The 19,526-nt window shown below is 62.3% G+C and carries 24 protein-coding genes; 15 read left to right on the top strand and 9 right to left on the bottom strand.

The features are described from left to right. The first annotated feature begins 120 nt into the window (after nucleotides 1-120). Entirely contained in the window at nucleotides 121-414 is a 294-nt protein-coding gene (locus YY7_RS0107090; protein WP_028162629.1) for a copper-binding protein, read from the top strand. A gap of 68 nt (nucleotides 415-482) precedes the next feature. Here the strand turns inward: YY7_RS0107090 and YY7_RS0107095 are convergent, their stop codons facing one another. Further along, a complete protein-coding gene (locus tag YY7_RS0107095) occupies nucleotides 483-1,043 on the bottom strand; it encodes a PQQ-dependent catabolism-associated CXXCW motif protein (protein WP_028162630.1) in 561 nt (186 codons plus the stop codon). Continuing rightward, nucleotides 1,040-1,924, bottom strand: a complete 885-nt coding sequence (locus YY7_RS0107100; protein WP_028162631.1) for a substrate-binding domain-containing protein — start codon at nucleotides 1,922-1,924, stop codon at nucleotides 1,040-1,042. The genes YY7_RS0107095 and YY7_RS0107100 overlap by 4 nt, the downstream gene beginning before the upstream one ends. 163 nt (nucleotides 1,925-2,087) lie before the next feature. Between YY7_RS0107100 and YY7_RS0107105 the strand changes: the two genes are divergently transcribed. Further along, on the top strand, nucleotides 2,088-3,014 hold the full coding sequence (locus YY7_RS0107105) for a quinoprotein relay system zinc metallohydrolase 2 (RefSeq protein WP_028162632.1): 927 nt from the start codon (nucleotides 2,088-2,090) through the stop codon (nucleotides 3,012-3,014). A gap of 59 nt (nucleotides 3,015-3,073) precedes the next feature. After that, nucleotides 3,074-3,904, top strand: coding sequence for a quinoprotein dehydrogenase-associated SoxYZ-like carrier (locus YY7_RS0107110; protein WP_028162633.1), 831 nt, complete (start codon nucleotides 3,074-3,076; stop codon nucleotides 3,902-3,904). Nucleotides 3,905-3,910: 6 nt separating this feature from the next. On the opposite strand, the gene YY7_RS0107115 is transcribed toward YY7_RS0107110, so the two are convergent. Continuing rightward, the gene (locus YY7_RS0107115; protein WP_028162634.1) at nucleotides 3,911-4,270 is read right to left on the bottom strand and encodes a hypothetical protein; all 360 of its coding nucleotides are present in this window, start codon (nucleotides 4,268-4,270) and stop codon (nucleotides 3,911-3,913) included. Nucleotides 4,271-4,354: 84 nt separating this feature from the next. On the opposite strand from YY7_RS0107115, the gene YY7_RS0107120 reads away from it, so the two are divergent. From YY7_RS0107120 to YY7_RS0107135, 4 genes are read left to right on the top strand one after another with little or no spacing between them, the layout of a single operon-like run. Beyond that, nucleotides 4,355-5,335 (top strand): ABC transporter substrate-binding protein, encoded by a 981-nt coding sequence (locus YY7_RS0107120; RefSeq protein ID WP_028162635.1) that lies wholly within the window; start codon nucleotides 4,355-4,357, stop codon nucleotides 5,333-5,335. A gap of 3 nt (nucleotides 5,336-5,338) precedes the next feature. After that, the gene (locus YY7_RS0107125; RefSeq protein WP_028162636.1) at nucleotides 5,339-6,076 is read left to right on the top strand and encodes an ABC transporter permease; all 738 of its coding nucleotides are present in this window, start codon (nucleotides 5,339-5,341) and stop codon (nucleotides 6,074-6,076) included. Further along, nucleotides 6,066-6,776 (top strand): ABC transporter ATP-binding protein, encoded by a 711-nt coding sequence (locus tag YY7_RS0107130; protein ID WP_028162637.1) that lies wholly within the window; start codon nucleotides 6,066-6,068, stop codon nucleotides 6,774-6,776. The genes YY7_RS0107125 and YY7_RS0107130 overlap by 11 nt, the downstream gene beginning before the upstream one ends. A gap of 53 nt (nucleotides 6,777-6,829) precedes the next feature. Continuing rightward, nucleotides 6,830-7,183 carry a hypothetical protein gene (locus tag YY7_RS0107135; protein ID WP_028162638.1) on the top strand — a complete coding sequence of 118 codons (354 nt, stop codon included), beginning with the start codon at nucleotides 6,830-6,832 and terminating at the stop codon, nucleotides 7,181-7,183. Between the two features lie 2 nt (nucleotides 7,184-7,185). Here YY7_RS0107135 and YY7_RS0107140 read toward each other — a convergent pair whose 3' ends face one another. Beyond that, nucleotides 7,186-7,422: a hypothetical protein gene (locus tag YY7_RS0107140; protein ID WP_028162639.1), complete on the bottom strand. Its 237-nt coding sequence runs from the start codon at nucleotides 7,420-7,422 to the stop codon at nucleotides 7,186-7,188. Between the two features lie 106 nt (nucleotides 7,423-7,528). Then, on the bottom strand, nucleotides 7,529-8,362 hold the full coding sequence (locus tag YY7_RS0107145) for a hypothetical protein (protein WP_028162640.1): 834 nt from the start codon (nucleotides 8,360-8,362) through the stop codon (nucleotides 7,529-7,531). Nucleotides 8,363-8,571: 209 nt separating this feature from the next. Here YY7_RS0107145 and YY7_RS0107155 point away from each other — a divergent pair, with 209 nt between their 5' ends. Then, nucleotides 8,572-8,880 (top strand): EthD family reductase, encoded by a 309-nt coding sequence (locus YY7_RS0107155; protein WP_028162641.1) that lies wholly within the window; start codon nucleotides 8,572-8,574, stop codon nucleotides 8,878-8,880. 98 nt (nucleotides 8,881-8,978) lie between these two features. On the opposite strand, the gene pqqA is transcribed toward YY7_RS0107155, so the two are convergent. Then, nucleotides 8,979-9,059, bottom strand: a complete 81-nt coding sequence (gene pqqA, locus YY7_RS50935; protein WP_035689484.1) for a pyrroloquinoline quinone precursor peptide PqqA — start codon at nucleotides 9,057-9,059, stop codon at nucleotides 8,979-8,981. A 255-nt stretch (nucleotides 9,060-9,314) separates the two neighbouring features. Then, nucleotides 9,315-9,641 carry a hypothetical protein gene (locus YY7_RS0107165; protein WP_028162642.1) on the bottom strand — a complete coding sequence of 109 codons (327 nt, stop codon included), beginning with the start codon at nucleotides 9,639-9,641 and terminating at the stop codon, nucleotides 9,315-9,317. A 158-nt stretch (nucleotides 9,642-9,799) separates the two neighbouring features. Between YY7_RS0107165 and YY7_RS50940 the strand changes: the two genes are divergently transcribed. Further along, complete coding sequence (locus tag YY7_RS50940) at nucleotides 9,800-10,039, top strand: hypothetical protein (protein ID WP_051396577.1); 240 nt, start codon at nucleotides 9,800-9,802, stop codon at nucleotides 10,037-10,039. 64 nt (nucleotides 10,040-10,103) lie between these two features. On the opposite strand, the gene YY7_RS0107175 is transcribed toward YY7_RS50940, so the two are convergent. After that, nucleotides 10,104-10,502 (bottom strand): EF-hand domain-containing protein, encoded by a 399-nt coding sequence (locus YY7_RS0107175; protein ID WP_051396578.1) that lies wholly within the window; start codon nucleotides 10,500-10,502, stop codon nucleotides 10,104-10,106. 98 nt (nucleotides 10,503-10,600) lie between these two features. Beyond that, nucleotides 10,601-11,581: a helix-turn-helix domain-containing protein gene (locus YY7_RS0107180; protein WP_028162645.1), complete on the bottom strand. Its 981-nt coding sequence runs from the start codon at nucleotides 11,579-11,581 to the stop codon at nucleotides 10,601-10,603. A 376-nt stretch (nucleotides 11,582-11,957) separates the two neighbouring features. Here YY7_RS0107180 and xoxF5 point away from each other — a divergent pair, with 376 nt between their 5' ends. The 6 genes from xoxF5 (at nucleotide 11,958) to YY7_RS0107210 (ending at nucleotide 19,499) form a co-directional block, all read left to right on the top strand. Further along, nucleotides 11,958-13,763, top strand: a complete 1,806-nt coding sequence (gene xoxF5, locus YY7_RS0107185; protein WP_028162646.1) for a lanthanide-dependent methanol dehydrogenase XoxF5 — start codon at nucleotides 11,958-11,960, stop codon at nucleotides 13,761-13,763. A 102-nt stretch (nucleotides 13,764-13,865) separates the two neighbouring features. After that, a complete protein-coding gene (locus YY7_RS0107190; protein WP_028162647.1) occupies nucleotides 13,866-14,354 on the top strand; it encodes a c-type cytochrome, methanol metabolism-related in 489 nt (162 codons plus the stop codon). Nucleotides 14,355-14,398: 44 nt separating this feature from the next. Beyond that, nucleotides 14,399-15,508, top strand: coding sequence for an S-(hydroxymethyl)glutathione dehydrogenase/class III alcohol dehydrogenase (locus tag YY7_RS0107195; protein ID WP_028162648.1), 1,110 nt, complete (start codon nucleotides 14,399-14,401; stop codon nucleotides 15,506-15,508). Nucleotides 15,509-15,646: 138 nt separating this feature from the next. Beyond that, nucleotides 15,647-16,210: an S-(hydroxymethyl)glutathione synthase gene (gene gfa, locus YY7_RS0107200; protein ID WP_028162649.1), complete on the top strand. Its 564-nt coding sequence runs from the start codon at nucleotides 15,647-15,649 to the stop codon at nucleotides 16,208-16,210. A 516-nt stretch (nucleotides 16,211-16,726) separates the two neighbouring features. After that, on the top strand, nucleotides 16,727-17,179 hold the full coding sequence (locus YY7_RS0107205) for a (2Fe-2S)-binding protein (RefSeq protein WP_028162650.1): 453 nt from the start codon (nucleotides 16,727-16,729) through the stop codon (nucleotides 17,177-17,179). 1 nt (nucleotide 17,180) lies between these two features. Beyond that, the gene (locus YY7_RS0107210; protein ID WP_028162651.1) at nucleotides 17,181-19,499 is read left to right on the top strand and encodes a xanthine dehydrogenase family protein molybdopterin-binding subunit; all 2,319 of its coding nucleotides are present in this window, start codon (nucleotides 17,181-17,183) and stop codon (nucleotides 19,497-19,499) included. The last annotated feature ends 27 nt before the right edge of the window (nucleotides 19,500-19,526 follow it).

A 19,526-nucleotide genomic window follows, 5' to 3' on the forward strand; every position in this document is an offset into this window, starting at 1 on the left:
TTCCGGCGCGAAAAGGTCAGTACAGCTCACCTTTTGTCCGGTTCCGCCGACTAAATGCCGGAACCAAACGTGATTCCAGCGTCTTGTCGCTCAAGCCATCTCGAAACCCGGAGAGTTTTGATGAGAACAACGACGATCATCTTGGCGGGCGCGACGGCCCTCGGAATCTTTGCAACCGCGGCTTCGGCTCAACAAAACATGACGGGAACCATCACCAAGATCGACCGGCTGAATAGCACCATCTCGATCCAGCAAACGCAGAGCGGCACGGTCGGCGCAGGCAGTGGCGCGATCCAGGAGTTCAAGGTGACTGATACCAACAAGCTTGAACCCTTCCACGCCGGCGACAAGGTGAACTTCTCCGCCTCCGAAGGCGGCAGCACCAAGACCATCACCGACCTGAAGAAGCAGTAGTGTCACCGCACTGAGCCTCGGCCCTCGCGGCCGAGGTTCAGCTTCGCCTGAGTGAAGTGGTCGCAGGGTTATTTCTCTTCACCCGTCCGCGGCTCCGGCTTGGCTTCGACGAGTGGTAGGCCTGCGCGCTCCCATCCATCGGATCCCAGGGGATACCAGGCGATGTTGGAATAGCCGTAAGTTTGCGCGCGCCTGGCTGCATTCCACGACATCCAGCAATTTTCCTGGCAATAGATCACGAGCAGCGCCGCCTTGTTGCCATCCGAGGCGCGCTCAAGGCCGTGGCGAAGATAGTCTTCGGTGACGTCAGCGAGTTTTCCGTAGCCGGTGTCGGGCAGCCAGATGCTGCCGGGGATGTTGTGTCGCGGCTTGTCGCGCCACACCGTGCCTTCGGGCAGGTTGGCGGGCTTAGGCGGACGCGGTAGCACATCGACGAAGGCGCCGGTCTTGTCGCGCCAGATCGCCTCCGCTTCCGCGGTCGAGAGCACGCGGGCGCCGGCGAGCGTCGCCGGCACCGGCGCCCGGTAATTTTCGGTGCGGTAGTCTTGCGGCTCAGGGACCTGCGGCTGCGCATGGGCCGCGACGAGCGACGCGGCGGCAACGACCAGGCTCGTGAGCCACCGCCTCATGGCGATTTCGCCGCCGTGTCCGGGCCGATCGGCCGATCGTTCTCGTCCAGGAGCGGCACGCCGTAGTCGAGCAGGATCTTGTTGATCTCGCCCTGGTTCTCCTGGATCAGGCGGTTGAGCTGGCGTTTCCAGTTCTGGTCAGCCGGGCGCACGCCCATGCCGATCCGATAGATGAGCTTTGGGCCCGTCGTCTCCTTCACCAGCGGCGTAACGTGCAGCGGCGGATTAGCCTCCTTGGCATAGAAGCCGGCCATCGGCCCCCACAACACGCCGGCATCGATCTCGCCCTTGGCAAGATCTTTCATCATCGCTTCTGCGGAAGAGTCGATGCGCGTATCGATCATCAATGGATAGGGTTTTGCAGTCGCCATCAGGCCGGCCGCGGCCATATTGGTGCCGGGCGGCGTGCCGGCGACGATGCCGATATGCTTGCCCTTCAGCCGCTCGTCCTCGAGCGTGGTCACATCGTCGAGGCCGCTGCCTTGCTTCGTGACCAGTGCATAGGCGGTGCGATAATAGGGATTGGTGCTCTGGGCCAGCTCGTCGCCCTGCGGGAAGCCCATGATGACGTCGCAGCGATGCGAGCCGAGCGTCATCCGCACGAAGCCGGTCGCCTGCGGAAAATAGGTGAACTCAAGCTTCTTCTGCAGTTTCTGAGCAAACAGCTCGGCGAGCTTGTTCTCAAAGCCTTCGCCCTTCTCGTTGGAGAACGGCAGGTTCCGTGGGTCGGCACAGACGCGCAGAACCTTGGGATCGATCAATTCGATCGAGAGATCGCCGCTTTCATTGGTCTGCGCGCGAGCGGCACCATACCCGATTGCCATCGTGGCGATCGCAAGCAGCGCCGGCAACAAGCGGCGATATTGTCCGGCACCCGCCATCGCGCTTCCTCCTCTTTCTTGTTTGGGGCTAACCATAGATTGCCCGGCGCGTCACGGCGTGCAACAGATTCGTGATGATCTCGCCGGCGTGCTGCAGCGCAAACAGGCGTGACGTGAGTGCGAAACGGCCGATGTCGCTTCGCGCATGAACTTGGGCGGAAACATGGCTCGCATCGTCTCGCTGATCGCGCTTGTCGCTGCACTCTGCCTATCGACCCTAGCGCGGGCGCAGGAGCAAGAATTGCCTGTGAGCGAAGTCGCGCCGGGAATATTCGTGCATAACGGCGAGATCGCCCTGATGACCGGCGAGAACGAAGGCGCCATCGCCAATGTCGGATTCGTCATCGGCGACAGCGCCGTTGCCGTGATCGATACCGGCGGCAGCGTCCGCGAGGGAGGGCGACTGTTGGCCGCCATCCGCGCCCGCACCGACAAGCCGGTCCGCTATGTCATCAACACCCACGCCCATCCCGATCATGCCTTCGGCAACGCGGCGTTTGCCGGTGATGGAACCGTTTTCGTGGGCCACAAGAAGCTTCCCGACGCGCTGACCGCGCGCGGCCAGTTCTATCTCGAGGCGTTCCGCCGGACGATGGGCGCGAAACTGATGGATGACGTGCGCATCGTGCCGCCCACGACGCTCGTCGATGGCAGCCTCGCGCTCGATCTCGGTGGACGATCGCTTACACTAAGGGCATGGCCGACCGCGCATAGCGATAACGACCTCACCGTGCTCGATGAGAACACCCGGACCTTGTTCGCCGGCGATCTCGTATTCATCACCCATATCCCGGTCGTGGACGGCAGCATCAAAGGCTGGCTCGCCATTCTCGGTGAACTTACCGCCCTGCCCGCGCAGCGCGTGGTTCCCGGTCACGGGCCCGTGAGCGAATGGCCGGCAGCGCTGGCCGATGAGCGCCACTATCTCGAGACGCTGGCAGCCGACGTGCGCGCGCTGATCGCAAAGGGCAAGCCGATCACCGCTGCCGCCGAAAGTGCCGCGGCATCGGAGCGGCCGCGCTGGAAACTGTTCGACGACTATAACGCCCGGAACGCAACTGCAGCATTTTCGCAATTGGAGTGGGAATAGGTTTGGCGAGGCCATATAGTACAGGCGTTGCTTCCATCGTCGCCGCGGGGAGAACGACCATGTCCGGAGCACCTTTCCGTCTCGTCTATATCGCTGGCCTCCTGGGCATCATCGCGTTTGGCGCGCGCCTTGCGCCCGCGGTGAGCGCGGAGGCCTACGATCCCTGGCCCGGCCTGGTCCAGGACATCTTCAACAATCGCCCGATGAGCGACGGCAGCAACGTGATCGCGCTCGAGATGCCGGCTCGTGCGGAGGATGCCGCCATCGTGCCGGTGACGCTGCGCAGCAAGCTCGCGCCCGACGACACCCGCCGCGTGCGGACGATCACCCTCGTCATCGACCAGAACCCGGCGCCGATGGCGGCCAAGTTCGCGCTTGGGCCGGACGCCAACGTCACGGAAATCTCGACCCGCGTGCGCATCAACAACTACACCGACGTCCATGCCGTAGCCGAACTCACCGACGGCAAGCTCTATGTGGTGAAGACTTACGTAAAGGCGTCCGGCGGCTGCGCCGCACCTGCGCTCAAGAACGCCGAGGAGGCCAAGGCCAGGCTCGGTCAGATCCGATATCGGCAGCTTTCGAAAGCTGGTGAAGGCTCCACAAGCGGAGCCCGGGAGGCGCAGGTCATGATCGGCCATCCCAACAATTCCGGCCTGCAGATGGACCAGGTGACGCAGCTCTATATTCCCGCCTTCTATGTCGACCGGCTGCAGCTCTGGCAGGACGACAGCCTGGTGCTGAAGATGGAAGGCGGAATCTCGATCTCCGAGGACCCCAATATCCGCTTCACCTATGTCTCGAATGGCGCCAAGCGTTTCCGCGCCGAGGCCAAGGACACCGACGGCCACGTGTTCGAGCACGAATGGAAGATCGATTCGGATAGTTGAAGGGTTTCAGAAGCACCTGACTTCTGCTTCGGCCTGGGCGCGGCGGAGATCGTTGAGGGCATTGGCCGCCTGTTCGGACGTGCGGAAGGGCGAGCCCATATCGCCCCTCACCTGGGACAGGCTGAGCACCGTCTCAGCGGTGACATAGCGGTCATAGGGAATCAGCGATGCGACCACGTCGATCGAGCACGAGCATTGCTCGATGGCGTGCCGTGTCTCGCCATTCGCCTTCAGGCAGCCGAACACGTATTCCGCGCGGGCGGCGGTCGGATAATCGTTGACCTCCTCGCCGCGCGCGATCGCCGCGGTTGCCGCGAATACGATCAAAGCGGCGACAATAGGTCGTACCGGTCCCGCAATCGTCATGACGATCCTCTCGCTTTCAATGGCGCAAGCTATGCTATGACTACGCGATAGAAAAGAACACGTTCGAGGAAACGGCTCAACAAAATGAGTGCCATCATTCGCACGCTGGCGGCCGCCGCGGTTCTTGCGGTAACGCCGTTCGCCGCCTGCTTCGGCGCAGACACGATCCGCGTTGCAGTGCAGAAAACCGGCACCTTTGCCTGGGAACTGGCGGTGATCCGCGCGTATGGCCTCGACAAGAAGGCCAATCTTGCGATCGAGGCCACCGAGCTCGCAAGCCCGGAGGCGGGCAAGATCGCGCTCCGCGCCGGCAATGCCGACGTCATGGTCTCCGATTGGCTGTGGGTGTCTCGCGAGCGGACGCTCGGCGCCAAGCTCGCCTTCTATCCCTATTCGAGCGCGCTGGGCGCAGTGATGGTGCCGAACTCCTCGCCGATCCGTTCGCTCACCGATCTCCGGGGGCGCAAGCTTGCCGTTGCCGGCGGACCGATCGACAAGAGTTGGCTGCTGCTGCAGGCGTCGCTGAAGCAGGACGGTCTCGACCTGAAGTCGGCGGCGACCATCGTCTATGGCGCGCCGCCGCTGCTCGTGGCCAAGGCGGCAGGCGGCGAGGTCGATGCCGTCGTCAATTACTGGAATTTCTGCGCCGCGCTGGAAGCCAAGGGCTTTCGCCGCGTCGCCGGCATCGAGGACATCCTGCCGAAACTCGGCGCCAAGGGTCGCATCGCGATGGTCGGCTATGTCTTCGACGAAGGCTGGGCCAACGCGAACCGGGATGCGGTCGAGCGTTTCATCACGATGACCCGTGCTGCCAAGGAGATCCTCACGAAGTCCGACGACGAATGGGAGAAGATCGCGCCCCTGACCGGTGCCCCGGACGCCGCAACGCTGCACGCCTATCGCGACCGCTATCGCGAAGGCATTCCGCGCCGCCCGATCGCGGACGAAGAGGCCGACGCGCGGGTGCTCTACCGGGTGCTCGCCAAGATCGGCGGCAGCGAGCTGGTGGGATCGGCAACCGAGCTTGACCCCGGCACGTTCTATCACGCGATTCCGGGAGATTGAGCCGTGGTGCGCCTTCTCTCCTTCCTCCTGTTCCTTGCGACGTGGTGGCTCGCAGCGCTCCTGACCGGTGACGTGAAGCTCCCGGCGCCGCCGGCGGTGCTGGCGGTGATCCTAAGAGAAGCGGCATCCGGCGCGCTGTTCATCAATCTCGGCGTTACGCTGGCGCGAGTCGCCTTGTCCTTCACGCTCGCGATGGCGCTGGGCGCCGCCATCGGCTACCTGATGGGCCGGGTCAAGCTCGCCGACAGGATCGGCGATCCCTGGCTGATCCTGCTGCTCAATCTGCCCGCACTTGTCGTCATCGTGCTCGCCTATATCTGGGCGGGGCTCACCGAGGTCGCCGCGATTGCGGCGATCGCCGTCAACAAGCTTCCGACCGCGGTCGTTACGCTGCGCGAGGGCGCGCGGGCGCTCGACCGCTCGCTGGACGAGATGGCAAGCGTGTTCGCGATCCCGCGCGGAAGAGCGTTCCGGCACGTGATCCTGCCGCAGCTTGGGCCCTATATCGCGGCTGCCGCGCGATCGGGGCTCTCGCTGGTCTGGAAGATCGTGCTGGTTGCGGAATATCTCGGACGTCCGAACGGCGTCGGCTTCGAGATCGGCGTCGCCTTTCAGTTGTTCGATATTCCGCTGCTGCTCGCCTATTCGCTGACCTTTGCCGCGGTCGTACTGGTGATCGAGACGGTGCTGGTACAGCCATTCGAACTTCGCGCATCCCGGTGGCGGCCCCGTGCAGCTTGAGGTCGACATCACCGGTAAGCATTTCGAGAGTGCGGCGGGCGAGCGACACGACGTGCTCGCGGGCGTCAACTTCTCGCTTCACGCCGGCGAAGTCGGCGTGTTCGTCGGCCCCTCCGGCTGCGGCAAGAGCACAATGCTGAAGATCCTGGCCGGCCTCGACCACGACTATCAGGGAAAGGTCTCGCGTCCAACAGCGGCGCGGCTCGGGATGGTGTTTCAGGAGCCGCGGCTTTTGCCGTGGCGGTCGGTCGAGGACAATATCCGGCTCGCTGCGCCACATATTGACGAGAAACGGCTCTCGGAACTGTTCGCCATCCTGGAACTGACGGAGCATCGCAGTCATTTCCCCGGCGAGCTCTCGCTTGGTCTCGCGCGCCGCGTCGCGCTTGCGCGAGCCTTCGCGATCGAGCCCGATTTCCTCATTCTCGACGAGCCACTGGCTTCACTCGACGATGCGCTCGCCGCTCACCTGCGCGAGCAGATCGCAACGCTGGTGGAAAGCCGCTCGATGATGACGCTGCTGGTCACGCATAATCTCGACGATGCCGTTTACCTTGGCGACCGGCTGTTCCTGCTGTCGGCGCGGCCGGCCAGGATTCTGCAGGAAGTGCTGATCCCGACACCGCGCGCGCGACGGAGCGCTGCCGAGATCAACCACATCAAGGCCGACCTGGTGCGGCGGCGGCTTGCAAAGATATAAGACGTGGTCTTCATATTGAGAAAATCATATCGAGAAAAGATTGGGAGCTCACGATGCCGCGCCGATTGATTGCTGTCGCCCTCCTGCTGGTCGCACTGCCCAGCGAACTCAGCGCGCAGACCAAAGGTAAAGGCATCAGGCTCTGGAATCTCACGACGTCGACCATCTCCGGCTTCCAACTTTCGCCGGTCGGAAAGAACGATTGGGGGCCCAATCAGACCCTGAATGACAAGGACAAGGAGGTCGACCACGACGAGCGGCTGCGCCTCGTGGGCGTCGAGCCCGGACGCTACGACGCCAAGGTGAGTTATGCCGGCGCCAGGCAGTGCTTCGTCCGCGACATCGAGATCAAGGCCGACGCGGTGTTCTCGATCTCTGACAAGGATCTGAAGGACTGCAACAAATAGGCTCAGCCCGCGATCGGAGCCGCCGTCTTTTCCGCTCGATCATTGCTGTGCGGATATTCGCAGCGCCATTTGACCGCGGTCCACTTCGGATGCTCGCCGACCCATTGCGCAATGTAGGGCGGAGCCGCCATCGCACATTGCCGCAGCGAACCGTTGAAGGAGAACACCAGATGGGTCTCCTCGCAGGTGGCGGGCGACAGCACGGCACAGACGGTCACGATGAGATCGATCGGATTCATGCCTCAAATCCCTGGTGCTTCGGTGAAGTAACAGCACAGCAAGCTACGTGGGCGGCGAGGCCAGGTTTCGCCTCACCGTGAAAGCCGGAACCACTGCGGGAGGTTCCTAGAAATTCATGCCAAACACAAGCCGCGCCTGATGGCGCTCGAAATTGACCAGATCGAGCGCCACAGCCGATCCGGCAGGACGCCCCCAGGCCTGCACGCTCCAGGCCGCGGTCAGCCGCGCACGTTCCGAGAGCTGGAGATAGGCGACCGGACCGATGAACAAGGCCTGCCCCTCGAACTCGTTCAGCCCGATCCCGTCATAATGGCGGAGATAGCGCGCCTCGCCGCCAACGAAAACGCCGGGCCTGATCTGCGCCATCAGCCCCACGGCCGCGCCAACCGTCGCCTCCTGTTCCGCAGCGCGCGAGGCAAGAAAACGCGTCCATTCCGGCTGATAGATGAAATTGAGTGCCGCGATCAGGAAGTTCGGTACCAACTCGCGATCGAACGCCAACCTCAATTCAGTGCCGAAATTGCGGATGCGATCGGCTGTGGTCTCGTCGATCCGGTCGGAGTGGCTTTCCACTGCGAGGGTCAGGCCGAACGGCGCCGTCTCGCGGTCGAGAAATCGGTAACGGACATCCAAAGAAAGACCTTGCCAGGTCAATTGACGCCGATCTTCAAAGCCGGGAATGCCGTAGATCTGGTGCGCCACAAAGGCGCCGCCAAGCTCGATGCGAATGTCGCGGGCCGGCACGAATTCGAGTTCGAACTCCTGGGTAACCGCACGATAGCTGCCACCATTCCTGGAAAAGCTTCCCGTGGTCTCGGTCTGGAATTCACGCTCGCCGACACGCCCGATGTCGGTGCCGATCAGGAAGCCAAACAGATGCTCGGTATCGATTTCCTCGGCACGCGCACCGACGGCAGCAAGCAGTGCGAAAAAGCACACGGCAGCCGCCCGGAGCATCGTTGTGCGAAAAGACATCTCAGTCCCGAGAGCGAATCGAAAGCATCAGCAGCGCCGACAAGAACATTCCTATCACAACGTCCTGTCGAGCGGCAGCGATTGGAAGCTTGATTGCAAGGACCATTTCGGCTGCAATGCAAGACCCGGGAAGGGCCCGCGGAAGAACAATCGCTTCAGGGAGAATAAACCGAATGGCACGAGTTCTGGTACTTTATAAAACGCCGAAAAACGCCGAGGCCTTCGACAAGTATTACGCATCGGTGCACATTCCGCTGGCCAAGAAGATCCCGGGACTGAAGAAATACGACATCAGCACGGCTCCGCTCAGGACGCCAGCGGGCGAGAGCAACGTCCACCTTGCGGCAACGCTGTATTTCGACTCGCTCGACGCGCTGAAGGCAGGCATGGGATCGGCGGAAGGAAAGGCGGCAGGCGCGGATCTCGCCAACTTTGCCGATGGCGGCGCCGATCTCTACATTTTCGATACGAAGGAAGTTTAAGGGCGTCTCACACAGAGCCCAACAAATGTGAGCCTGACGAATTCGCCTGCCTCGGCTTGCGCAGATAGCGCTGCGCGAGCCGGGCAGGCGCTTGACGCTTACTTGCGTGACGCGCAGGCGTACATGTTGATTTCCATGCCGACCTGCACTTCGACGATCTTCGGAGTCTTCCAGCTCATTCGATCCTCCCAAATGGCTTGGCGCGAGGTTCACGCCAAGGTCGAACCTATGGCCAGCTCACGCGTGGCGCAAGTGGACAAGATCGACCAGCGAGCGCATCTGTGCCGCAGTTGAGCGCCGATAGTTCCCTCCTGGACAAACAAGTTCCCTCTTGGGCAAAGCCTGTCACGCTGGGCACACACTCGCACGCGAGTGCTTCAACGATCGATCGCACGACACAGCGTGAGGCGTGACGCCGTTCAAGAGCAACGCGCTCAGCAATCGTTGTCCTTGTTCGCCATCTGGCCTTCGGACTTCTTTCCTTCGGCTTGCTGTGCTGCCGTGGGCTCGCCCTGCATCTGCCGCTGCACATCCTGCGAGGATGTGGCGACATCTCCGGTGGCCCTATTCATCGTGCTGGTCGGCGGATGCTCCTTGTCGCTCGCCATGCCCGTTGTGGTCTGGCTGCTGGTCGATGCCGGGCCAGAACCCGCATCCTTATTGGCGCTTTGGCCTTGGGTATTGCAGGGACCTGCCAGCGCGGCGCCGGCGCTCAGCACCAGGATGGAGCAACCCGCAAAGATGGTGCGTCTTGTGCTCATGTCTCGTCTCCTTCTCGAATCGGCGCGTGCCCCTGCACGCCGGGATCACGGAAGAACCGAAGCACGCGTCCCAGGTTCCGGGTGGCGAGGTGAAATCCGATGCTGTTCACTGCCGCCGTTCACGCCGCATCAGTTGCAAGCGCTTTTCGAGGCCTCGCATGAGAACGTCATCCCGCCTCTTACTCGTTCCATTCATCATGATCGCTGTTGCATCGCCAGCCGCCGCCGAGGAACGGCGCCAGCCCGGGCAGACGCAGATGCCGGCGACGCTGACCGGCAAGGAACGGCTCGGCAAGAAATGGATGGACGAGCAGCGGATCGACAATTGCAATGTGCCGCCCGACAAGCGCGGCTCCAGGCCGCGGCCCGCAGCCTGCTCGCACGGGCCTGCCAGCTAGAGAGCATGGTCCGGAAAAGTGCAAACCGGTTTTCCGAAAAGGCCATGCTCAAGACCCTGTCATCCTATCGCAATAGCCGCAGCAGGGCGCGACCGGCGGGCGACTGCAGTTCCTTGGCGTCAAGCGTTCCATCCTTGTCCGGATTGGCCGCGTTGAAGCGCTGCTCCACGACCGCAAGATATTCATCCTGCGTCAGCGTTCCGTCATGGTCAGGATCGGCAGCCGCCAATTCCTTGGCGCTGAGGCGGCCGCGCAATTCTCGCGCATCGAGCGTGCCGTCATGATCCCCGTCCAGTTTGGCAAACAGCGCCGATGCCGCCTTCTTCACCTCGGCCAGATCGAGAGTGCCATCATTGTCGGTGTCGAACGTCTTGATCGGGTCGGCGCGCTTCGGAGCGGCCAGAGCCGGGGCCGAAAACACCGCAGCGGCTAAAATCAAGACAAAAAGACCACGCAATTTCATCTCTCATCTCCCTTGGCAGAGCCTCTACGACAAGGGCAGCAGAGAAGCTTGCATGGATGGCAGAGCGCACGCCGGCCGCCCACGGCGCGCTTTATGATCTAGTCCGAAGTCGCCGAAAACTCCGCGGCGGAGCCGGCCTGCTGCTGCCGGTGGACGGCTGACGGCACGATGCCGAAATACTTCCGGAACACGCGGCTGAAATGCGAAGAGCTGGAAAAGCCCCAGGAGAACGCGACGTCCGTGATCGTCTTGCCGGGCTGCGCTTCCAATTCCTCGCGGCAATGCTGCAGCCGGGCGCGCCAAATATAGTCGCTCACGGTCATGCCGCGCTCGCTGAACAGCATGTGGAGATAGCGCTTGGTGCAGCCTAGCGCGGTCGAGATCTGGTCGATGCAGAGATCCGGATCGCGCAGGTGTTCGCGGATGAAGAACTGGGCTCGGATATAGGTCGCCTCCGCACCGCCATGGTTGAACGTCGTCTCGGCTTCACGCAGCGGCAACAGCAACAGATCGATCAACGAATCGGCGACGCCCATCGCATTGTAGGGAGACAGCCGGCTCGCCTCGGAAAAGGCCGCATGCACGAAATCGTAGGCGATGCGGCCGGTGCCGCTGCGGGCGGAGAGCTTGCAGGCCGGCATCCGTGCCGAACGGAAACCACGCTCCTGCAACAGCGCCTTCGGCACGATCACGACCTCATGCCGCGTCAGCGACGGGCTGATGATGGTGTGCGGGCTGGAAACGTCATAGGCGAGGCAATCGCCGGGAACGAGCTCGAAATGGCGGCCATCCTGCTCGAAATAGGAGGTGCCATGGGTCTGGAACAGGATCTTGATGTAGGGATGGTCGCTCAGTTTCGAGCGCGCATTGACATGCGCGATACGGTGCTGGCTCACCTCGATCTGGCAGAGTTTCAGCCGCGAGACGGTGGTATAATTGACCCGTGCCTCGAGCGTGGACGCGTCCATCGGGTCGACATCAAACCGGCCGCATAGATCGGTCAGTGCATCTGTCCAACACTGGACCTGCTTCTTCGGCGTCAATCCGGAGGTAGTGAGCGAACGGACGGTATCGGGCATATCCAGCCACCGATTCGAGATGAAAGCGTGACTGCTCGCCGCGAGAGGCTTTGGTCACCGTGAAGTACCGTTACCTCAATCTTAACGCGGTCTTTGACCCCTGAGCAGCGTTCCTCCTGACAACCTTAAGGATTAATCCTCGACTTTACTGCAAGTGCCGTCAAGGGAAATCAGTCTCGCGCGCCCGCGACCGACGTTACGCCCGCGCTCCACTGCGCTGCACTGCAAGCAAAAAAGTTCTTCGAGTTTCACTTCTGAGCAAGTCGCCCTTCTCTCTTGGGCAAGTCGCGCGTCGGCGAAGGGGATAGGAGGAGGAACCAAAAATAATGGGCCGTTTCGACGGAAAGCGGAAGCTCATCATTGGGAGGAAATTACTATGCGCAAGGTGCTAATCGCGACCTCTATCGGCGCCGTGGCGGCGCTCGGCGGAGGTGCTGCCAGTGCCAACGAAGAACTCAGCAAGATGACGCAAAACCCGAAGGACTGGGTTATGCCGGCGGGTGACTATGCCAACACGCGCTACTCGAAGCTGAATCAGATCAACGCCTCGAACGTTGGAAAGTTGCAGGTCGCCTGGACTTTTTCGACCGGCGTGCTGCGTGGCCATGAGGGCGGGCCGCTGATCATCGGCAACATGATGTACGTGCACACGCCCTTCCCGAACAAGGTCTATGCTCTTGACCTGTCGCAGGACAACAAGATTGTCTGGAGGTACGAGCCGAAGCAGGATCCGAACGTGATCCCGGTGATGTGCTGCGACACGGTGAATCGTGGCGTGGCCTATGGCGACGGCAAGATCTTCCTGCACCAGGCCGACACCTCGCTGGTGGCACTCGACGCCAAGACCGGCAAGGTGGAGTGGACGGCCAAGAACGGCGATCCTGGCAAGGGCGAGACCGGCACATCCGCACCGCTGGTCGTGAAGGACAAGGTGCTGGTCGGCATCTCCGGCGGCGAGTTCGGCGTGCAATGCCACGTGACCGCCTACGACACGAAGAGCGGCAAGCAGGTCTGGCGCGCCTATTCCGAAGGGCCTGATGACCAGATCAAGATCGATCCCGAGAAGACCACCGCTCTCGGCAAGCCGGTCGGCAAGGACTCGAGCCTCAAGACCTGGCAGGGCGACCAGTGGAAGACCGGCGGCGGCTGCACCTGGGGCTGGTTGTCGTACGACCCGACGCTCGACCTCGTCTATTACGGTTCGGGCAATCCCTCGACCTGGAACCCAAAGCAGCGTCCGGGCGACAACAAGTGGTCGATGACCATCTTCGCGCGCAGTCCGGACAACGGCACGGCCAAGTGGGTCTATCAGATGACGCCCCATGACGAATGGGACTATGACGGCGTCAACGAGATGATCCTGACCGACCAGCCCTTCAACGGTCAGGAGCGCAAGCTGCTGACGCACTTCGATCGTAACGGCTTAGCCTATACGCTCGATCGCACCAATGGCGAACTGCTCGTCGCCGAGAAGTATGATCCGAAGGTCAACTGGACCAGCGGCGTCGACATGAACAAGAGCTCGCCGACCTACGGCCGGCCGAAGGTCCTCGACCAATATTCGACCGACAAGCAGGGCGAAGATGTCAACGTCAAGGGCATCTGCCCGGCTGCGCTCGGCAGCAAGGACGAGCAGCCGGCAGCCTATTCGCCGGAGACGCAACTGTTCTACGTGCCGACCAACCACGTCTGCATGGACTATGAACCGTTCAAGGTGAGCTACACCGCGGGCCAGCCCTATGTCGGCGCGACGCTCTCGATGTATCCGCCTCCCGGCGAAACCCACATGGGCAACTTCATCGCCTGGGACAACAAGACCGGAAAGATCGTCTGGTCGAACAAGGAGCAGTTCTCGGTCTGGTCAGGCGCGCTTGCGACCGCCGGCGGCGTGGTGTTCTACGGCACGCTCGAAGGCTATCTCAAGGCGGTCGACGCCAAGACCGGCAAGGAGCTCTACAAGTTCAAGACTCCCTCCGGCATCATCGGCAACGTCACGACCTATGAGCAGGGTGGCAAGCAGTATGTGGCCATACTCTCGGGTGTCGGCGGCTGGGCAGGCATCGGCCTTGCTGCAGGGCTGACCGATCCGACTGCCGGTCTCGGCGCAGTCGGCGGCTACGCGGCGCTGAGCAACTATACCGCCCTCGGCGGAACGCTCACCGTGTTCTCCCTCCCGCAGTGAGCCGAACGTCGTTCCGGCGCGTGGACCATCCACGCGCCGGTTTTGCCTGTATCTGATCTCGAGGACATGCTCTTGCGTAAAAGCTGGTTTGTGGTTGCGGCGATGATCATCGCCGTATCTGGAGGATTCGCCTTCGCCGACGATGCGGTCGATCCGGCCGCCGTGAAGGAAGAGAACGGCAAATATCTGGACAAGGAAGGTAACCCGACCTTCAAGGTCGCAGCCGACGGGGCGGTGGATTGGTACACCTACTCCGGATATCGGCGGTATCATTCCGAATGCCATGTCTGCCATGGCCCGGACGGCATGGGTTCGACCTATGCACCGGCATTGGCGAGTTCGCTGAAGACCATGAGTTACGCCGATTTCCTCGGCGTCGTCGCCAGCGGCCGCAAGAACGTCAGTACCGCACAGGAAAATGTCATGCCGGCGTTCGGTGACAATCCAAACGTCGCCTGCTACATGGACGACCTCTATGTCTACCTGCGCGCCCGCGCCAATGACGCGGTGGGGCGCGTACGCCCCGCAAAGCATGAAGAGAAGCCCGCCGCCTATAAGCAGGCGGAAGAGTCCTGCATGGGCAAGAACTGAAGCTGCGGAGCGCGGGCGACAACACGCTTTACGGAGAGATCAACATGAAGACACGCGCCGCCGTCGCATTCGAAGCCAAGAAGCCGCTTGAGATCGTCGAGCTCGACCTGGAAGGCCCGAAGGCCGGTGAAGTCCTGGTCGAGATCAAGGCGACCGGCATCTGTCATACCGATGCCTACACGCTTGACGGCTTCGACAGCGAGGGAATCTTCCCTTCCATCCTCGGCCATGAGGGCGCCGGCATCGTCCGCGAGGTCGGTGCAGGCGTGACCTCGGTGAAGCCGGGCGATCACGTGATCCCGCTCTACACGCCCGAATGCAGGCAGTGCAAAAGCTGCCTGAGCCAGAAGACCAACCTCTGCACCGCGATCCGCGCCACCCAGGGCAAGGGCGTGATGCCGGATGGCACCTCGCGCTTCAGCTACAAGGGCCAGACCATCTACCACTACATGGGTTGCTCGACCTTCTCGAACTACACGGTGCTGCCGGAGATCGCGGTGGCGAAGATCCGCGAGGACGCTCCGTTCGACAAGAGCTGCTATGTCGGCTGCGGCGTGACCACCGGCGTCGGCGCCGTGGTCAACACCGCCAAGGTCACGCCAGGCTCCAACGTCGTGGTGTTCGGCCTCGGCGGTATCGGGCTCAACGTGATCCAGGGCGCCAAGATGGTCGGCGCGGACAAGATAATCGGCGTTGACATCAACGACTCCAAGGAAGATTGGGGCCGCCGCTTCGGCATGACGCATTTCGTCAATCCGACGAAAGTCGGCGGCGATATCGTCCAGCATCTGGTCGGACTCACCGATGGCGGCGCCGATTACACCTTCGACTGCACCGGCAACACCAATGTGATGCGCCAGGCGCTGGAAGCCTGCCACCGCGGCTGGGGCGTCTCCGTGATCATCGGCGTTGCGGAATCCGGCAAGGAGATCGCGACCCGGCCGTTCCAGCTCGTCACCGGACGGGTCTGGAAGGGCACGGCCTTCGGCGGCGCGCGCGGCCGCACCGACACGCCGAAGATCGTCGACTGGTACATGAACGGAAAGATCCAGATCGATCCGATGATCACCCACGTGCTCAAGCTCGAGGACATCAACAAGGGATTCGACTTGATGCACGAGGGCAAGTCGATCCGTTCGGTCGTCGTCTACTAGGGCGTGATCCGAATCGGAGTGCCAGGTCGGCGGAAGCGGACCCGGCTCCCCGGAAGGGTCATGCTCCAGCAAAAGGTGGAACGGGATCACGATGTCCCGTTCCAGAATCAACGTGTCAAACACCAGGAGGATTGACCCATGACTGTTCATCTCCACCCGTCGATTGACAACGGCATCCAAAAAGGCTCGGGCAACTTTGCCGGTGGCACGCTGGTCTGCAAATGCTCGGACCGACCGGTGAAGGTCGAGATCAAGGGCGACGTCGCACATAACCACGCCTGTGGCTGCACCAAATGCTGGAAGCCGGAAGGGGCGATGTTCTCGGTCGTTGCGGTGGTACCGAGACAGAACCTGACGGTCCTGGAAAACGGCGACAAGCTGCAGATCGTCGACCCCGCGGCCGTGATCCAGCGCTATGCCTGCAAGGATTGCGGCACGCATATGTACGGGCGGATTGAGAACAAGGCGCATCCGTTCTACGGCCTTGACTTCATCCATCCCGAACTATTCCAGGAAAGCGGCTCGGCGGCGCCGGGATTTGCTGCGTTCGTCTCGTCGGTGATCGAGTCCGGCGCCAAGCCGGAGGACATGCCGGCGATCCGCGGCCGGCTGAAGGAGTTGGGACTCGAGCCCTATGACTGCCTGTCGCCGGCGCTGATGGATGCGATCGCGACTCACGTCGCGAAATCCAAGGCTGCTTAACAAGGCTGCCTGATTTGCCCGCGCTCCCGCTGGCGGTGCTCGACCGCCAGCGGTGCCATCTGCGCCCGCACCGCAGCATTTTCCGCTGCACGCGCCCATCCTTCATATTGCTCCCGTAAATAGGTCAGTTCCGCCTTTTCCCGATCCGCGTCTGCCTCGCGCGGTGAATTTTTCGTCGGCCGCGTTTGCAAAAATATCCTGACGATCTAACATCACTGATGGTCGGCCCCGCTTTTGACAAACGGCAAATGCAGAACACCGGGCTGTGAAGTCACTGTCGCATCGGTTTCTGATAACATTTGTTTTTCCCGATGCGCGCGGGCGGCGCATTTCATTTGAACATAGCAAAGGAGCAGCCGGACACGGACTACCGATCGTGCAACGGGCTCCCTTAAACATCTCCAAGGACCTGCCCGCCACACGAGACCCAGAAGAAGTGGTCGCGAGCGCAGGGAGAAATATGTTCTCGCTTGCGGCCTGCAGACATCAACAGCTTAAGAAGAGCGAGGGACGATCATGGTCAAGTTGAAGATTAATGGTCAGGAACAGAATTGGGATGGCGATCCCGATCTTCCGCTACTCTGGTTCATCCGTGACGAAATAGGACTCACCGGCACCAAATTCGGTTGCGGTCAGGCGCTGTGCGGCTCCTGCACCGTGATCATGGACAAGCAGGCGGTGCGCGCCTGTGTCACCTCGGTATCGGATGCGTCCGGACGCGAGGTCACCACCATCGAGGGCTTGCATCCGGCCGGCGACCACCCGGTGCAGAAGGCTTGGCGCCAGCTCAACGTGCCGCAATGCGGCTATTGCCAGGCCGGCCAGATCATGCAGGCCGCTGCGCTGCTGATGGACAATCCCAAGCCATCGCACGACCAGATCCGCGAAGCCATGTCCGGCAACATCTGCCGCTGCGGCTGCTACCAGCGGATCGAGAACGCAGTTCATCTCGCATCGACGGGGGTGTGACATGAATATCCTCACCAATCCCAACAAGCTTCGCGGTTTCGAGAAGCACATCAAGGTCGAGAACGTTTCGCGCCGCAGCATCCTGAAGACCTTAGGGCTGGCCGGCGGGTTCGTGCTCGCTGCACCTGTGATGATACGCCCGAGCTTTGCCTACGAGACCGGCGCGGGGAAGATGCCGCACGGCGTCGTCGTCGACCCGCGCGTCTTCGTCTCGATCGCGCCTGACGGTATCGTCACGATCGTGGCGCACCGCTCCGAGATGGGAACCGGTGTGCGCACCAGCCTGCCGCTGATCGTGGCCGAAGAGCTGGAAGCCGACTGGTCGCGCGTCCGCGTCCAGCAGGCGCATGGCGATGAGGTCAAGTTCGGCAACCAGGATACCGACGGCTCGCGCAGCACGCGCCACTACCTGATCCCGATGCGCCAGATCGGCGCCTCGGCCCGCACCATGCTGGAGCAAGCCGCGGCGAAACGCTGGGGCGTGCCGGCGAGCGAGGTGAAGGCGGTCCGTCATGAAGTCGTCCACAGCGCGAGCGGGCGCAAGCTCGGCTTCGGCGAACTCGCGGCCGATGCCGCAAAGGAGTCGGTACCGAGCATCGAAGGCCTGAAGCTCAAGAACCCCAAGGACTTCCGGTACCTCGGCAAGGGCGAGATCGGCATGGTCGATCTCCACGACATCACGACGGGCGCCGCCCGCTATGGCGCCGACGTGCGGCTGCCGGGGATGAAATATGCCGTCATCGCCCGTCCGCCGGTGACCGGCGGCAAGCTCGTCTCCTTCGACGGCGCCGAAGCGCTGAAAGTCTCCGGCGTCGAGAAGGTGATGGAAGTGAAGGGATGGCCGTGGCCGTCGAAATTCCAGCCGCTCGGCGGAGTGGCCGTGATCGCACGCAATACCGGCGCTGCGATCAAGGGCTGCAATGCGCTGAAGGTGACCTGGGATGACGGCGCCAACGCCAAATACGACTCGGTCGCCTATCGCGCCGAGCTCGAAGCAGCCGCGCGCAAGCCAGGTCTTGTCGTGCGCAAGGAAGGCGATGCCGAGACGGCGTTGAAGAGCGCCGACAAGGTCATCGTCGGCGAGTACTACCTGCCCCATTTCGCCCATGTCAGTATGGAACCGCCGGTCGCGGTCGCCAACGTCAAGGGCGACAAGGCGGAAATCTGGGCCCCCGTGCAGAGCCCGGGCGGAACGCGCGAGGACGTCGCCAAGACGCTCGGCATCCCCGAAGAGAACGTGACCGTCAACGTCACGCTGCTTGGCGGCGGTTTCGGGCGCAAGTCGAAATGCGACTTCGCGCTTGAGGCCGCGCTGCTCTCGAAGGAGCTGGGGGTGCCTGTGAAGGTACAGTGGACGCGCGAAGACGACGTGCGCCATGACTTCCTCCATACTGTCTCGGTCGAGCGGATCGAGGCGGGGCTGGACAAGAATGGCAAGGTGATCGCCTGGCGCCATCGCAGCGTGGCTCCGTCGATCGCCTCGACCTTCGCCGCCGGGACCGTCCACCAGGCGCCGTTCGAGCTTGGCATGGGGCTGATCGACAATCCGTTCGAGATCGCCAACCTGCAGTGCGAGAATCCGGAAGCGGCCGCGCATACCCGCATCGGCTGGTTCCGTTCGGTCTCGAACATCCCGCGCGCCTTCGCGGTGCAGTCGATGGTCGCCGAAATCGCCCAGGCCACCAACCGCGATCCGAAGGATATGCTGCTGGAGCTGATCGGTTCGCCGCGGATCGTCAATCTGTCCTCGGTGAAGGATCCCTGGAACTACGGCGAGCCCTATGACAGCTACCCGATCGACACCGCGCGGCTGCGCAAGGTGGTCGAACTGGTTGCCGACAAGGGCGGCTGGGGACGCTCGGTACCCAAGGGCCATGGCCTCGGCATCGCGGTGCACAGGAGCTTCGTCAGCTACATCGCGACCATCGTCGAGGTGGCTGTCGACGACAAGGGCAAGCTGACGGTGCCGAGGGTCGACACCGCGATCGATTGCGGCACCTATGTCAACCCCGAGCGCATCCAGTCGCAGATCGAGGGCGCGGCAATCATGGGCCTGAGCCTTGCCAAATATGGCGAGGTCACCTTCAAGGACGGCAAGGTGCAGCAGGGCAATTTCGACGATCACCCGGTGATCCGGATCGACGAGGCCCCTGCCGTGACCAATGTCTACATCGTGCCGCCCCCGAGCCCCGATACGCCGCCGAGCGGCGTCGGCGAACCTGGCGTGCCGCCATTCGCACCGGCGCTGATCAATGCGATCTTCGCCGCGACCGGCAAGCGCATCCGTGCGATGCCGATCGGCAAGCAACTGGAGGCATGACGCGGAACGCAAACTCGCACCAACCGT

The sequence above is a fragment of the Bradyrhizobium elkanii WSM2783 genome (assembly GCF_000472865.1).
Lineage (GTDB): Bacteria > Pseudomonadota > Alphaproteobacteria > Rhizobiales > Xanthobacteraceae > Bradyrhizobium > Bradyrhizobium elkanii_A.

Bases quoted from the DNA above. Each gene is read 5' to 3' on its own strand.
- YY7_RS0107120 (WP_028162635.1), top strand. From the start codon at position 4,355: ATGAGTGCCATCATTCGCACGCTGGCGGCCGCCGCGGTTCTTGCGGTA.
- YY7_RS50940 (WP_051396577.1), top strand. From the start codon at position 9,800: ATGAGAACGTCATCCCGCCTCTTACTCGTTCCATTCATCATGATCGCT.
- YY7_RS0107105 (WP_028162632.1), top strand. From the start codon at position 2,088: ATGGCTCGCATCGTCTCGCTGATCGCGCTTGTCGCTGCACTCTGCCTA.
- YY7_RS0107210 (WP_028162651.1), top strand. From the start codon at position 17,181: ATGAATATCCTCACCAATCCCAACAAGCTTCGCGGTTTCGAGAAGCAC.
- YY7_RS0107110 (WP_028162633.1), top strand. From the start codon at position 3,074: ATGTCCGGAGCACCTTTCCGTCTCGTCTATATCGCTGGCCTCCTGGGC.
- YY7_RS0107190 (WP_028162647.1), top strand. From the start codon at position 13,866: ATGATCATCGCCGTATCTGGAGGATTCGCCTTCGCCGACGATGCGGTC.
- YY7_RS0107140 (WP_028162639.1), bottom strand. From the start codon at position 7,422: ATGAATCCGATCGATCTCATCGTGACCGTCTGTGCCGTGCTGTCGCCC.
- YY7_RS0107165 (WP_028162642.1), bottom strand. From the start codon at position 9,641: ATGAGCACAAGACGCACCATCTTTGCGGGTTGCTCCATCCTGGTGCTG.
- YY7_RS0107195 (WP_028162648.1), top strand. From the start codon at position 14,399: ATGAAGACACGCGCCGCCGTCGCATTCGAAGCCAAGAAGCCGCTTGAG.
- YY7_RS0107095 (WP_028162630.1), bottom strand. From the start codon at position 1,043: ATGAGGCGGTGGCTCACGAGCCTGGTCGTTGCCGCCGCGTCGCTCGTC.
- gfa (WP_028162649.1), top strand. From the start codon at position 15,647: ATGACTGTTCATCTCCACCCGTCGATTGACAACGGCATCCAAAAAGGC.
- pqqA (WP_035689484.1), bottom strand. From the start codon at position 9,059: ATGAGCTGGAAGACTCCGAAGATCGTCGAAGTGCAGGTCGGCATGGAA.
- YY7_RS0107100 (WP_028162631.1), bottom strand. From the start codon at position 1,924: ATGGCGGGTGCCGGACAATATCGCCGCTTGTTGCCGGCGCTGCTTGCG.
- YY7_RS0107135 (WP_028162638.1), top strand. From the start codon at position 6,830: ATGCCGCGCCGATTGATTGCTGTCGCCCTCCTGCTGGTCGCACTGCCC.
- YY7_RS0107090 (WP_028162629.1), top strand. From the start codon at position 121: ATGAGAACAACGACGATCATCTTGGCGGGCGCGACGGCCCTCGGAATC.
- xoxF5 (WP_028162646.1), top strand. From the start codon at position 11,958: ATGCGCAAGGTGCTAATCGCGACCTCTATCGGCGCCGTGGCGGCGCTC.
- YY7_RS0107180 (WP_028162645.1), bottom strand. From the start codon at position 11,581: ATGCCCGATACCGTCCGTTCGCTCACTACCTCCGGATTGACGCCGAAG.
- YY7_RS0107155 (WP_028162641.1), top strand. From the start codon at position 8,572: ATGGCACGAGTTCTGGTACTTTATAAAACGCCGAAAAACGCCGAGGCC.
- YY7_RS0107175 (WP_051396578.1), bottom strand. From the start codon at position 10,502: ATGAAATTGCGTGGTCTTTTTGTCTTGATTTTAGCCGCTGCGGTGTTT.
- YY7_RS0107205 (WP_028162650.1), top strand. From the start codon at position 16,727: ATGGTCAAGTTGAAGATTAATGGTCAGGAACAGAATTGGGATGGCGAT.
- YY7_RS0107115 (WP_028162634.1), bottom strand. From the start codon at position 4,270: ATGACGATTGCGGGACCGGTACGACCTATTGTCGCCGCTTTGATCGTA.